The organism is Streptomyces hawaiiensis (assembly GCF_004803895.1).
GTDB classification, from domain to species: domain Bacteria; phylum Actinomycetota; class Actinomycetes; order Streptomycetales; family Streptomycetaceae; genus Streptomyces; species Streptomyces hawaiiensis.
On record NZ_CP021978.1, the window covers coordinates 5,352,575 to 5,366,454 of the forward strand.

General features: G+C 73.7%; 9 protein-coding genes. 6 read left to right on the plus strand and 3 right to left on the minus strand.

The window, feature by feature from the left end:
- Nucleotides 1–99 precede the first annotated feature (99 nt).
- Nucleotides 100–516 (plus strand): coenzyme B12-dependent isobutyryl CoA mutase small subunit, encoded by a 417-nt coding sequence (gene icmB, locus CEB94_RS24835; protein WP_175434297.1) that lies wholly within the window; start codon nucleotides 100–102, stop codon nucleotides 514–516.
- 179 nt (nucleotides 517–695) lie between these two features.
- On the opposite strand, the gene CEB94_RS24840 is transcribed toward icmB, so the two are convergent.
- Complete coding sequence (locus tag CEB94_RS24840) at nucleotides 696–2,375, minus strand: DUF5691 domain-containing protein (protein WP_175434298.1); 1,680 nt, start codon at nucleotides 2,373–2,375, stop codon at nucleotides 696–698.
- Between the two features lie 137 nt (nucleotides 2,376–2,512).
- A complete protein-coding gene (locus CEB94_RS24845) occupies nucleotides 2,513–3,868 on the minus strand; it encodes an SWIM zinc finger family protein (protein WP_175434299.1) in 1,356 nt (451 codons plus the stop codon).
- A gap of 145 nt (nucleotides 3,869–4,013) precedes the next feature.
- On the opposite strand from CEB94_RS24845, the gene CEB94_RS24850 reads away from it, so the two are divergent.
- The 5 genes from CEB94_RS24850 (at nucleotide 4,014) to sucD (ending at nucleotide 12,508) form a co-directional block, all read left to right on the plus strand.
- On the plus strand, nucleotides 4,014–5,144 hold the full coding sequence (locus tag CEB94_RS24850; protein WP_175434300.1) for an ATP-binding protein: 1,131 nt from the start codon (nucleotides 4,014–4,016) through the stop codon (nucleotides 5,142–5,144).
- Between the two features lie 134 nt (nucleotides 5,145–5,278).
- Entirely contained in the window at nucleotides 5,279–7,675 is a 2,397-nt protein-coding gene (locus tag CEB94_RS24855; protein WP_175434301.1) for a DUF5682 family protein, read from the plus strand.
- Between the two features lie 139 nt (nucleotides 7,676–7,814).
- Complete coding sequence (locus CEB94_RS24860) at nucleotides 7,815–8,981, plus strand: VWA domain-containing protein (protein WP_175434302.1); 1,167 nt, start codon at nucleotides 7,815–7,817, stop codon at nucleotides 8,979–8,981.
- Nucleotides 8,982–10,423: 1,442 nt separating this feature from the next.
- Nucleotides 10,424–11,602, plus strand: coding sequence for an ADP-forming succinate--CoA ligase subunit beta (gene sucC / locus CEB94_RS24865; RefSeq protein WP_175434303.1), 1,179 nt, complete (start codon nucleotides 10,424–10,426; stop codon nucleotides 11,600–11,602).
- A 21-nt stretch (nucleotides 11,603–11,623) separates the two neighbouring features.
- Complete coding sequence (gene sucD, locus CEB94_RS24870) at nucleotides 11,624–12,508, plus strand: succinate--CoA ligase subunit alpha (protein ID WP_175434304.1); 885 nt, start codon at nucleotides 11,624–11,626, stop codon at nucleotides 12,506–12,508.
- Between the two features lie 98 nt (nucleotides 12,509–12,606).
- Here sucD and CEB94_RS24875 read toward each other — a convergent pair whose 3' ends face one another.
- Nucleotides 12,607–13,872, minus strand: a complete 1,266-nt coding sequence (locus tag CEB94_RS24875) for a helix-turn-helix domain-containing protein (protein ID WP_175434305.1) — start codon at nucleotides 13,870–13,872, stop codon at nucleotides 12,607–12,609.
- Nucleotides 13,873–13,880: the final 8 nt, after the last annotated feature.

Genomic DNA, 13,880 nt, shown 5'->3' on the forward strand with positions numbered 1-13,880 from the left:
TTCGGGGTGGGGTGTCCGTGCGGTGCGGCGTGTACGGCTTGCCCGATGTGTGCGGTACTTGTCGGTACGGATGGATGTAGTCGCTTCATGGAGGCAGTGATGGGTGTGGCAGCCGGTCCGATCCGCGTGGTGGTGGCCAAGCCGGGGCTCGACGGCCACGATCGCGGGGCCAAGGTGATCGCGCGGGCCCTGCGCGACGCCGGTATGGAGGTCATCTACACCGGGCTCCACCAGACTCCCGAGCAGATCGTCGGCACCGCGCTCCAGGAGGACGCCGACGCGATCGGGCTGTCCATCCTCTCCGGAGCGCACAACACGCTCTTCGCGGCGGTGATCGACCTGCTCAAGGAGCGGGACGCGGAGGACATCCTGGTCTTCGGCGGCGGGATCATCCCCGAGGCGGACATCCCCCTGCTGAAGGAGAAGGGCGTCGCGGAGATCTTCACTCCGGGCGCGACGACGGCGTCCATCGTGGACTGGGTCCGGACGAACGCGCGCCAGCCCGCGGAGGCGTAGGCCTGCGGCGGGCCGGCCCGGGCGCCATGGCCCTGCCGGTGCCCGCACGCCCTCGGTCCGGTGGAGCCGCTTCGTCGGGCGGACGGCTGCGACCGCCTCTGGCGGCCGTCCCCGTAGTCGGCATGCACGGCGGCAGCCGGTTGCCGGAGGGCGCCCGTCGCCGGACGGGCGGACCGGGGTCAGGCCGCTCCCAGCTCCTCGGCCATCGCCGCGCGCAGACGCAGGGTCGTGACCAGGCGCTGGAAGGCCTCCGCCCAGTAGCCGCCGGCTCCCGGGGACGCGTTCTCCGGTTCGTCCGGCACGGCCAGCAGGGCGTCGAGCCGGGAGGCCTCGGACGGGGCGAGGCAGCGCTCGGCCAGGCCCATGACTCCGCTGAAACTCCATGGATAACTCCCCGCGTCCCGAGCGATGTTGAGCGCGTCCACGACGGCCCCGCCGAGCGGCGCGGTCCACGGCACCGCGCACACCCCGAGCAGCTGAAAGGCCTCGGACAGGCCGTGCGCGGCGATGAAGCCGGCCACCCACGCGGCCCGTTCGGCGGCGCCCAGTGTGCCGAGCAGCTTGGCCCGCTCGGCCAGGGACACCGCACCCGGACCGCCCGCCTCCGGCGCCGACGGATCGCCGAGCAGCGCCCGTGACCACTCGGCGTCCCGCTGGCGCACCGCCGCCCGGCACCACGCCGCGTGCAGTTCGCCCTGCCAGCCGTCCGCCACCGGCAGCGCCACGATCTCCCGGGGCGTGCGCCCGCCGAGCCGCCGCGACCAGGTCCCGAGCGGCGCCGCCTCCACCAGCTGACCGAGCCACCAGGACCGTTCGCCCCGTCCTGCCGGGGCCTTCGCCACGACGCCGTCGCGTTCCATGCCCGGATCGCACTCGTGCGGCGCCTCGACGGCGATCGTCGGGGTGCTCTTCGTGGTCCCCCCGGGCCCCTTGCTCACGAGGCCGGTCCCCGGCGACTGCGCGGTCTGCAGGTGGTCGATGGCGACACACGCCTCCGCCCTGACCGCCATCCGCGCGGCGAGCGCCGAACCGGGCAGCGCCGACAGCAGTTCCGCCGCCGTCGCCCGGACGTTGCGGCCGCGGTCGGCCAGGGCCTGTTCCAGGAACGGCTCGTCGTCCGGGCCCAGGCCCGCGCGCAGGGAATCGAGGAACATCAGCCGGTCCTCGGCCCGTTCCGTCGCCCACGTCGTCGCGAGCAGGTCGCGGGCGGCGGCCGGTTCGCGTGAGCGCAGGGCGGACAGCAGGGCGACGCGTTCGGCGAACAGGCCCTCCTGCCACAGCTGCTGGACCCTGTCGTCGTCCTCGAGGTGCGGCAGGGCCGCTCCGCCGCCCGGGGTCGCGCGCAGGGCGAACCGCCAGTCCGCGTTCAGCCGGGCCATCCACAGGGCTCGCGGGCCCGCGAACTCCAGCGCCGCCGGACGCAGGTCGGTACGGCCCCGGGCCGCGTCCAGCAACGCCGGAAGCGCCTGCGGAGGCGGCGCAAAACCACGGGCGTTCGCCGCCGCGAGCCACTGCGGCAGCAGCTCCGTCAGGTCGGGCGCGGCGCCCCGCCGGCCGCCGCCGGACGGGCCGGGGCGGTCGGCGAGCAGCATGGCGAGCCTGCGGGCAGCCGCCGGCGGCAGCGCAGGTCGCGCGTCCTCCGGAGCCGGCTGCGGACGCTCAGCCGCCCGCGCCGGGCGCAGACCGGCCCGCCGTCGGACGGTCTCCACGGCCGCCGCGTCCAGTAGGGCCACGGGGGCGTCCCGGCCCGGCGCGGTGCCGGGCGGGGTGCGCCGGTCGGTGCCCAGCAGCGCGGTGGTGACGAGCCCCTCCCAGGCGTCCGCGCCGGGCGCGTCCACGGGAGCGGAGGTCCTGGTCATGAGCTTCCTTTCCGCGGGGCGCCCGGTGGTTGAAGGCTCGCCCTTACCGGTTGTCCCGTGATGCCTGAAAGATGCGTGGATCTGTGGGATGGGCGGGGCGGGGTGAAGTGCCGTGGGCGGGGCCGCTGTCGCCGGCTCTAGCACAGCGCGACCGCGTCGCCCGGGCCCTCGGGCCAGGCCGTCAGCGGGGTGAAGCCCTGGTGGCCGCATTCGCCGAAAACCCTGACCGGAGCCCCGCCCGACAGGGCGACGAGCCGCCACAGACCCGGCCGGGAACGCGCGGTGGGAGTGAGCGGCAAGGCCGCGTCCTCGTCGGCGTCCGCCAGCTGCCAGGAGTCGCCGTCCGGGGCCGGGACGACCCGGTCCAGGGTCACCGGGACGGACTCCAGCCACGGGTCCTCGCGCAGGGCGTCGCCGTAACGGGCCGCCGCCCGGGACGTCGTCATCCCCGGCGGACGTATCGCCGCGGGCGCGGGCGGGGCGAACCGTTCGCCCAGGGCCACCCGCGGCTGCCCGGCGCCCGGGTACGCGGACACCTCGGCCTCCAGGCTCAGGCCCACCGGCAGCGCCAGCTCCGGGGCGCGGCCTGCGGCGCCGTAGGAGAGGAGCAGCACGGTGCGGTGCGAGGCGGCGCCGTGCAGCCAGATCCGGCGGGTCGTCAGACGCGGGTCCGCCGTGTCGTACTGGGCGAGGACCAGCCAGTGGTCGCGCAGCGACGGGCCGTCCGCGGAGGCCGGGAGGCCCATGCGGGAGCGGACCGTGGCGGCGAGGCCGTCCGGGAGCCGCTCGCGGCGCAGCCAGCCCCGGCCGAGGAGATGCAGCAGCGCGCACTCCTCCAGCAGCCGCACCGGCCAGCCCGGGCCGGTGGCCGGGATCGCCCCCAACTCCCGCACCCGGCCCGCCAGCCCCTGGGCCTGGGCGTCGACCATCCTGGCCGCCGTCTCCTCCCACAGGCCGTACCCCGCCTGCTCCGCGGTCGCCAGGCCGCCGCGCAGCAGATCGACCAGGCGCTGCTCCAGCTCCACCGCGCCCGCCGTGACCCGCTCGGCGCGGCGCTCCGCCCGGCGTCGCGCCGCCTGCGGATCAGCGGACCCGGACGGCGCACCGGAGCCGTCCCCGGCCTTCTTCTCCTCTGCGCGCCCGCGCCGCCCCGCTGTCCACTGCGCCGCCCACGGCGGTACCTGCCCCGGCGGCACCGCCGCCTCGTCTGCGGCCCAGAGCAGCAGCAGCCCCAGCGCGTGCTTGCACGGGAACTTGCGGCTGGGACAACTGCACTTGTACGCGGGCCCGGCGGCGTCCGCGATGTCCACGACCGTCTGATACGGCTTGCTTCCGCTGCCCTTGCACAGCCCCCACACCGTCCCCTCGTCGGCACACCCCGCCTCGGACCACGGCCCCGCCGCGCCGAGTTTGCTTCCCGCTTTGCGTGATGCCGCGTCAGGCGCCAGTGCCAGCACCTGGTCCGCGGTCCAGCGCACCCCCTGCTGAGTCATGCCATCGAAGGTAGATCCCACCACTGACAATCGGGTCCGCGAGCGGCTCCGGCAGGGCGTTTGCGCAGGTCAGGACGCATTGTCAGTGGTGTGGTGCACCGTTGGTGTCAGATCCGAACCGGCCGAGCTGGAGGGGGACTTTGCCATGACCGTGTCCGTGGAGCCGACGTCCGTCGAAGCGGGGGAGACGGAATCGAACGAGGCGTTGCGACCGCACGCCGAGGACGCCTTCGCTCATGAACTCGCCGTGCTGGCCGCCCAGGACGACCGTCCCCGCCCGGCCCGCTGGAAGCTGTCGCCCTGGGCCGTCGCGACGTACCTGCTCGGCGGCACCCTGCCGGACGGCACCGTGATCAGTCCCAAGTACGTCGGCCCGCGCCGCATCGTCGAGGTCGCCGTCACCACGCTCGCCACCGACCGCGCCCTGCTCCTGCTCGGCGTGCCGGGCACGGCGAAGACGTGGGTGTCCGAGCACCTGGCCGCGGCGGTCAGCGGCGACTCCACGCTGCTGGTGCAGGGCACCGCCGGCACCCCGGAGGAGGCCATCCGCTACGGCTGGAACTACGCGCAGCTGCTCGCCCACGGCCCGAGCCGTGACGCCCTCGTGCCCAGCCCGGTCATGCGGGCCATGGCCGAGGGCATGACGGCCCGCGTCGAGGAACTGACGCGTATCCCGGCCGACGTGCAGGACACGCTCATCACGATCCTGTCGGAGAAGATCCTGCCGATACCGGAACTGGGCCAGGAGGTGCAGGCGGTCCGCGGCTTCAACCTGATCGCCACGGCCAACGACCGCGACCGCGGGGTCAACGACCTGTCCAGCGCCCTGCGCCGCCGCTTCAACACCGTGGTGCTGCCGCTGCCGGAGAGCCCCGAGGCCGAGGTCGGCATCGTCTCGCGGCGCGTCGACCAGATCGGCCGCTCCCTCGACCTGCCGGCCGCACCCGACGGGCTCGACGAGATCCGCCGGGTCGTCACGGTCTTCCGCGAGCTGCGCGACGGGGTCACCGCCGACGGCCGGACGAAGCTGAAGTCGCCCAGCGGCACCCTGTCCACGGCGGAGGCGATCTCCGTCGTCACCAACGGGCTCGCCCTGGCCGCCCACTTCGGCGACGGCGTGCTGCGGCCGGGCGATGTCGCGGCGGGCATCCTCGGCGCGGTGGTCCGCGACCCGGCGGCGGACCGGGTCATCTGGCAGGAGTACCTGGAGACGGTGGTCCGCGAGCGCGACGGCTGGAAGGACTTCTACCGGGCCTGCCGCGAGGTGAGCGTGTGAGGGACGGGGGCGGCGGCCTCGGGTGGTGGGACGGCGGAACGGCACGGTGTGGGCCGTGCCCGTCTCCGGCGGACCGGCGACCGCCTGTCGCCGGCGGGTTCGGGGCGGGATGTGCGGGACGGGAGGGGGATGAAATGACCGGTGTGGAAAGGGCCGCGGGCCAGGGGGCCGGGGCGGGGCCGGTGCTGCTCGGGGTGAGGCATCACGGGCCGGGGTCGGCGCGGGCGGTGCGGGCGGCGCTGGAGCGGGTCCGGCCACGGGTCGTGCTGATCGAGGGGCCGCCCGAGGCCGACGCGCTGATCCCGCTCGCCGCCGACGAGGAGATGCGGCCGCCGGTCGCCCTGCTCGCCCACGCCGTGGACGAGCCCGGCCGCTCGGCGTTCTGGCCGCTGGCCGAGTTCTCTCCGGAGTGGGTCGCCCTCCGCTGGGCCCTGGAGCACGACGTCCCGGCCCGCTTCATCGACCTGCCGGCCACGCACACGCTGGCCTGGCGGAGGCAGGAGGACGAGGCAGCGACAGAGGGCGAACGCCCGCCGGACGCAGAGACGGCGGCGGACGGGGACACCGGCCCCGGCTCCGCCGACCTGCGGATCGATCCGCTCGGCGTGCTCGCCGACGCCGCCGGTTACGACGACCCGGAGCGGTGGTGGGAGGACGTCGTGGAGCACCGGGGCGCGGGGGAGGGCGACGCGCTCGCGCCGTTCACCGCGCTCGAGGAGGCCATGGCCGCGCTGCGGGAGACCTATGGCAGCGGGGGACACGACCGGGACCTGGTGCGGGAAGCGTACATGCGGCTCCAGGCGCGGGCCGCCCAGCGGGAGTTCGATGACGGCGTGGCCGTCGTCTGCGGAGCCTGGCACGTGCCCGCCCTGCGGCAGAAGACCACCGTCGCCGCCGACAAGGCGCTGCTCAAGGGCCTGCCCAAGGTCAAGACGGACATGACCTGGGTGCCGTGGACCCACCGCCGGCTGTCCCGGACCAGCGGGTACGGGGCCGGCATCGACTCCCCGGGCTGGTACGGGCACTTGTTCAGCGCCCCGGACCGGCCGGTGGAGCGGTGGCTGACGAAGGTGGCGGGGCTGCTGCGCGCCGAGGACCGGATCGTCTCCTCCGCGCATGTCATGGAGGCGGTGCGGCTGGCCGAGACGCTCGCCGCGATGCGCGGCCGCCCGCTGCCCGGCCTGAGCGAGACGACCGACGCGGTGCGGGCCGTGATGTGCGAGGGCTCGGACGTGCCGCTGGCGCTGGTACGGGACCGGCTGGTCGTGGGGGACGTGCTGGGGGAGGTGCCGCCGTCGGCGCCCGCGGTGCCGTTGCAGCGGGACCTCACCCGGCTGCAACGCCGGCTGCGGCTGAAGCCGGAGGCGCTGGAGCGGGAGCTGGAGCTCGACCTGCGCAAGGAGAACGACGCCGCCCGCAGCAGGCTGTTGCACCGGCTGCGACTGCTCGGCATCGCGTGGGGCGAGCCGGCCGCCTCGCGGGGCAGCACGGGCACCTTCCGGGAGACGTGGCGGCTGCGCTGGGAACCCGAGTTGGCCGTACGGGTCGCCGAGGCCGGCGTGTGGGGGACGACCGTGCTGTCCGCCGCGACGGCCAAGGCCGAGGGGGACGCCGTCACCGCGGAGGGCCTCGCCGACGTCACCGGGCTCGCCGAGCGCTGCCTGCTGGCCGAGCTGCCCGACGCGCTGCCCACGGTGATGCGGGTCCTCGCCGACCGGGCGGCTCTCGACACGGACGTCGGCCATCTCGCCCAGGCGCTCCCGGCCCTGGTCCGCTCCCTGCGCTACGGCGACGTGCGCGGCACGGACACCGGGGCCTTGGCGGAGGTCGCCGCGGGACTGGCCGAGCGGGTCTTCGTCGGCCTTCCCCCGGCCTGCGCCGCGCTCGACGCGGACGCCGCCGAGGAGATGCGGCGCCATGTGGACGCGGTGCACGGGGCCGTGGGCCTCCTGGGCGACGTCCCCGCGGCGGGACACGGCCGTCTGAGAGGCCGCTGGCAGTCGGTGCTGCGGGTGCTGTCCGGGCGGGACACCGTGCCCGGGGTCGTCCGGGGGCGGGCCGTGCGGCTCCTGCTCGACGACGGGGAGCTGGCCCAGGACGAGGCGGCACTGCTGATGGGACTCGTCCTGTCACCGGGCACACCGCCGGCGGACGCGGCCGCGTGGATCGAGGGCTTCGTCGGCGGGGGCTCCGGGGGCGGGATGCTCCTGGTGCACGACGAACGGCTGCTCGGACTGGTCGACGCGTGGCTCACCGGGGTACCGGCCGAGGCCTTCACGGACGTACTGCCCCTGCTGCGGCGGACGTTCTCGGCGTACGAGCCCGGAGTGCGCCGGACCCTCGGCGAACTGGTCCGGCGTGGGCCGGGAGCCGGGGGCGGCGCGACCGCCTCCGGCTCCGGGACACCCGGCTTCGCGGCCGGCCTGGACCTGATGCGCGCGGACGCCGTGCTGCCGGTCGTGCGGCTGCTGCTCGGACTGGACGAAGTGGACGAGAACACGGGCAACGACATGGCGGGGGTGGCGGGATGACGACCGAGGCGCTGAGGGAGCGGACGACGGCACCGGAAGCGGGGGCCACCATGACGGACCGACTGCGGGCGGAAAGGCCGCCGTCGACGACCGTGCCGGTGATTCCGCTGTGGGAACGGCCTCGCAAGGGAGGACGGGGATGACGTCCGAGAACACGGACCCGGCGCAGGAGCGGCTGCGGCGCTGGCGGCTCGTCCTCGGGGGCGACGCGGCGGACGGCACCGGCTGCGCGCTGCCGGGGCAGGACGCGGCCATGGACGGAGCGCTCACCGCGCTCTACGGCAGGAAGGACGGCAGGTCACAGGGAGGCCGGGACCGTTCGGCGGGGCTCGGGGCGTCGGCACCGTCGGTGGCGCGCTGGCTCGGGGACATCCGGACGTACTTCCCCTCCTCCGTCGTGCAGGTCATGCAGCGCGACGCCATCGACCGGCTCGGTCTCGCCACGCTGCTGCTGGAGCCGGAGATGCTGGAGGCGGTCGAGGCCGACGTGCACCTCGTCGGCACACTGCTGTCGCTCAACAAAGCGATGCCGGAGACGACGAAGGAGACGGCCCGGGCCGTCGTGCGCAAGGTCGTCGAGGACCTGGAGAAGCGGCTCGCCACCCGCACCCGGGCCACTCTCACCGGCGCGCTCGACCGCAGTGCCCGGATCAACCGGCCGCGCCACCACGACATCGACTGGAACCGCACCATCGCGGCCAACCTCAAGCACTACCTGCCCGAGTACCGAACGATCGTGCCGGAGCGGCTCATCGGGTTCGGGCGGGCGACCCAGTCCACGAAGAAGGAGGTCATCCTCTGTATCGACCAGTCGGGATCCATGGCGGCATCGGTGGTGTACGCATCGGTGTTCGGGGCGGTGCTCGCCTCGATGCGGACGATCTCCACGCGACTCGTCGTCTTCGACACGGCGGTCGTCGACCTCACGGACCAGCTGGACGACCCGGTCGAGGTGCTGTTCGGCACGCAGCTCGGCGGTGGCACGGACATCAACCGGGCGCTCGCGTACTGCCAGTCGCAGATCACCCGGCCCGCGGAGACGGTGGTCGTGCTGATCAGCGACCTCTATGAAGGCGGCATTCGCAACGAGATGCTCAAGCGGGTCTCCGCGATGAAGGCGTCGGGCGTGCAGTTCGTGACGCTGCTGGCGCTGTCGGACGAGGGGGCACCGGCGTACGACCGGGAGCACGCGGCCGCGCTCGCGGCGCTGGGGGCGCCGGCGTTCGCCTGTACGCCCGATCTGTTCCCGGAGGTGATGGCGGCGGCGATCGAGAAGCGGCTGTTGCCGATACCGGATGCGGCGTGAAGGGCCCGGCATGAGGGGGCGGCTGACGACTTGTCGACGTGTCGCGGTCCGACGTGGAGCAGCAAAACGGACGTGACGGTCCATCGGTAAGCAAGGGCTTGCGCAACCTCCGCACTTCCGTGCGAGGATCGGCGGCTGCTCGGCCGTGCGTGGTGCCGGCCGGGCAGTACCGCTTCCGTCGCACGGGAGGAAGCTTCCCCTCTTGAGCTGGTCAGCAGCCCTGTCCGATGCCGCGTTGCGCATGCCGCGCACAGCGGCCGGGCGGCGTGCGCTCCAAGCAGCGCTGCGGCCCTGCCGGCCCTGCCCCCACCCCCCGTCAGTGACGCCCCACCCCCCGCCAGTGACGCCCCGCTCCCGGGAACACCCGTCCTCCCCACGCTCCCCACGCTCCTCGGGTTCCCCGGCCCCCCGGGTGGCCCCCTCCCCACACCGGTCACGGTTGAGCCGCAGCCGGGCGGGACGACGGTGACCACGGACGAGACCGGCTCTCCGCGGCAGCCCGGCACGGCCGGCGCCGCGGCCCACAGCAACGAGCCCCACGCCATCCACGCAGGGCCGATGGTCTCCGGTATCCACGGGCACCACGTCGGACACGCAGACCGCCTCGTCCGCGCAGGCCACCTCGGCCACTTCAGCCACCTCGTCCACCCAGCCATGCCGGCCACCCCGGGCCGTCCCCGCACGCCGGACGTACCCCGGCCGGCCACTCGCCCGGCGGCCGACCCGACGGTGCGCTCGGCAACCGGTCCATCGCTGACAGCGGCTCGTCGCGGCACGGCGACGCCCATGCCGTCACCGTGAGCCTCGTGGCGCCACTCACGCTCGTGCCCGGTGTCGGGGCCCGGACCCTCGCGGCCGGTACCGGCTACGGCCACCGGGACGTCCCCCTACTTCCCCGGCTAGCACGGACAGCCCGCCGAGGCTTCCCCGGCCGTAGACCCGCCCCCAGGAGTCTCGTCGGCCGACCCCGCCCGGGGTGCCTCACCGCACCCCTCCTCCCTCCCGTGCTTCACGAGGCGTCACGCCCGGACGGCCGAAAGCCGTCGGTGGTCAGAGGCCGCAACCTCGTGGATGGGGCGGGTGCTCTCCATCGGGGTGGGGACCACCCGCCCCGCACCCCGGAGAGCCGGGCCCTGAACAGGGCCTTCGTGCTCCTCCGGGGGTGTTCGGGGGGCCTCACCGGGCGAACCCCAGCCCGGTGAGGCCCCTCACCCCCGGCACGCCGTGCCAGAGAGCGCGGCATCATGTGACAGGTATCACCGCTCAGGTGTGACCCTCGATTTAGAGGCCCCCCGGAAGCAGCGATAACCTGCGAGACGGACATGCCGCGCGCTCGGACACCGTGTGCGCCTCCCTTGTGACAGACAGCGGACGTCACGTTGCCCTCGCGGCACGCCCACGCAGACAACGAACCGCGAGATCACTGATAGGGACGGAAGCGCGTGGACCTGTTCGAGTACCAGGCGAGGGACCTCTTCGCCAAGCACGATGTACCGGTGCTGGCCGGTGAAGTCATCGACACGCCTGAGGCGGCCCGCGCAGCCACCGAGCGCCTCGGTGGCAAGTCCGTCGTCAAGGCCCAGGTGAAGGTCGGCGGCCGTGGCAAGGCCGGCGGCGTCAAGCTCGCCGCCACCCCCGACGAGGCGGTCGAGCACGCGACCAACATTCTCGGCATGGACATCAAGGGCCACACGGTCCACAAGGTGATGATCGCCGAGACGGCCCCGGAGATCCTGGAGGAGTACTACGTCTCCTTCCTCCTGGACCGTGCCAACCGCACCTTCCTCTCCATCGCCTCCGTCGAGGGCGGCATGGAGATCGAGGAGGTGGCGGCCACCCGCCCGGACGCCGTCGCCAAGACGCCGATCGACGCCAACGAGGGCGTGACCGAGGCCAAGGCCCGCGAGATCGTCGCGGCCGCCAAGTTCCCGGCCGAGGTCGCCGACAAGGTCGTGAACGTCCTGGTCAAGCTGTGGGACACCTTCATCAAGGAGGACGCCCTCCTGGTCGAGGTCAACCCGCTGGCCAAGGTCGCCTCCGGTGACGTCATCGCCCTGGACGGCAAGGTCTCCCTGGACGAGAACGCCGAGTTCCGTCAGCCGGAGCACGAGGCCCTCCAGGACAAGGAGGCGGCCAACCCGCTCGAGGCCGCCGCCAAGGAGAAGAACCTCAACTACGTCAAGCTCGACGGCGAGGTCGGCATCATCGGCAACGGCGCGGGTCTCGTCATGAGCACCCTGGACGTCGTCGCGTACGCCGGTGAGGCGCACGGTGGCGTCAAGCCCGCCAACTTCCTCGACATCGGTGGTGGCGCCTCCGCCGCCGTCATGGCGAACGGCCTGGAGATCATCCTCGGCGACCCGGACGTCAAGTCCGTCTTCGTCAACGTCTTCGGTGGCATCACCGCCTGTGACGAGGTCGCCAACGGCATCGTCCAGGCGCTGCAGCTGCTCAAGGACAAGGGCGAGGACGTCACCAAGCCCCTCGTCGTCCGTCTGGACGGCAACAACGCCGAGCTGGGTCGCAAGATCCTCTCCGACGCCAACCACCCGCTGGTCCAGCGTGTGGACACCATGGACGGCGCGGCCGACAAGGCCGCCGAGCTCGCGGCTGCGAAGTAAGGGACGAGGGACTAAACAGCCATGGCTATTTTCCTCAACAAGGACTCCAAGGTCATCGTCCAGGGCATGACCGGTGCCACGGGCATGAAGCACACCAAGCTCATGCTGGCCGACGGCACCAACATCGTCGGTGGCGTGAACCCCCGCAAGGCGGGCACGTCGGTCGACATCGACGGCAACGAGATCCCGGTCTTCGGCACGGTCGCCGAGGCGATCGAGAAGACGGGCGCGAACGTATCCGTCCTCTTCGTGCCGCCGGCCTTCGCCAAGGCCGCCGTCGTCGAGGCCATCGACGCCGAGATCCCGCTCGCGGTCGTCATCACCGAGGGCATCGCCGTCCACGACTCGGCCGCGTTCTACGCCTACGCCGGGTCCAAGGGCAACAAGACCCGGATCATCGGCCCGAACTGCCCCGGTCTCATCACGCCGGGCCAGTCCAACGCCGGCATCATCCCGGGCGACATCACGAAGCCGGGCCGTATCGGCCTGGTGTCGAAGTCCGGCACGCTGACGTACCAGATGATGTACGAGCTGCGGGACATCGGCTTCTCCTCCGCCGTCGGCATCGGTGGCGACCCGGTCATCGGGACGACCCACATCGACGCTCTCGCCGCGTTCGAGGCCGACCCCGACACCGACCTGATCGTCATGATCGGTGAGATCGGTGGCGACGCCGAGGAGCGGGCCGCGGCCTTCATCAAGGAGAACGTGAAGAAGCCGGTCGTCGGCTACGTCGCGGGCTTCACCGCGCCCGAGGGCAAGACCATGGGCCACGCCGGCGCCATCGTCTCCGGCTCCTCCGGGACGGCCGCCGCGAAGAAGGAGGCCCTCGAGGCCGCCGGAGTCAAGGTCGGCAAGACCCCGACCGAGACGGCCAAGCTGGCGCGCGCCATCCTCGGCAGCTGAGTACAGCCACGCCGGCTGAACCGACGCCGTAGCGCACCGGTGGGCCCGCTTCCCGTACGGGGAGCGGGCCCACCGCCGTATCCGTGCCCACCGGACCGTCACCGCGGTTGCGGCAGCAACCGGTCCGGTCCCTTCTGCTCCTCCTCGCGCAGCTTCGCGCGCAGGTCCTGCTCCGACTCCGACAGCGGGCCGGGCGCGACCGGTGGCGGCACGCCCTGAACCGTCTCTCCCACCGGTACCGGCGGCTCGTAGTGGGTGGGGGCCGTGCGCAGGGTGAGGGCCGTCGTGCCGATCAGGGCGACCGTGAAGGCGATCGCGGCCCGGGTCCAGAAGCGGGCCCGGCGTTCCCCGGCCTTCCGCACGACCAGCGGCTTGGCGGCCCGCAGCCGCTCGGTGGAGGCCAGTTCGACCAGGCGCCAGTGCAGCGTTTCCGGGTCCGCCAGCTCCGGCAGCCGCTCGGCGACCGCCTCGCGCGCGTGCGCCAGCCGGTTCACGGCCGCGCGGGTGCTCGCCTCCGTCTCCGCCGCCGTCTCGGGCAGGCCGAGCCCGACTCCGTCGTAGAGCACCAGAGTGCGGCGGTAGGACGGCGGGAGCTTCAGCAGGGTATCCATCAGCGCGCGGTCGAACGCGTCGGGCGGCGGCGGCTCGGGGTGCCGGTAGCGCGGCCGGAAGCGGTGCCGCGGGGAGAGCGCGCACTCGTAGGCCATCGCGCGCACCCAGCCCGCCGGGTCGCGGTCGCGGGCCACCTCGGGCCAGCGCTGCCAGGCGATCTGGAAGGCCCGCTCCACCGACTCCCGGGCCAGTTCACGGCGGCCGGTCAGCAGATAGGTCTGGCGGACGAGCGCGGGGGCGCAGAAGGCGTACAGCGCGTCGAAGGCCTGATCGGGGGTCAGCGCGGCAGTGGCGTCGTCCGGCCGGCGCGGGGGCCTCGTACGCGGGCGCTCGGTGAGGATGACGCGGTGCCCGTGCGGGGCGGGGGCGCGGCTCCGATCGGGGACGGTGGCGGGGCCGTGGCCCCGGTCCTTCGCGACGGGTCGTTTCCGGTCGGTGGCGGCGGTCTTGCGCCGGGCCCGGGCGGCTCTGTGCGAGACCGCCGCCCCGGGCGCCGATTCCGGGTCGTCGGAGTCGGCGGCGCCGTCCTGAGGAGGCGTCATCCCCGCCTCGTCGCCCAGCGAGTCGAGCAGCTTCGCGTACTTCTCCCCTTTGCGGCCGCGCGGCGTGCAGCGGCCGGTCTCCCACCCGCGCACCGTCTCGCTGGTGACGCCCACCCGGGAGGCCAGCTGAGCCCGCGTCAGCGAGGCGGCCTCGCGCAGGCGTCGGCGTTCCTTGGGTGGGGGGAGCGGGATGGCAGGGCTCTGGGTCACAGGGCGCC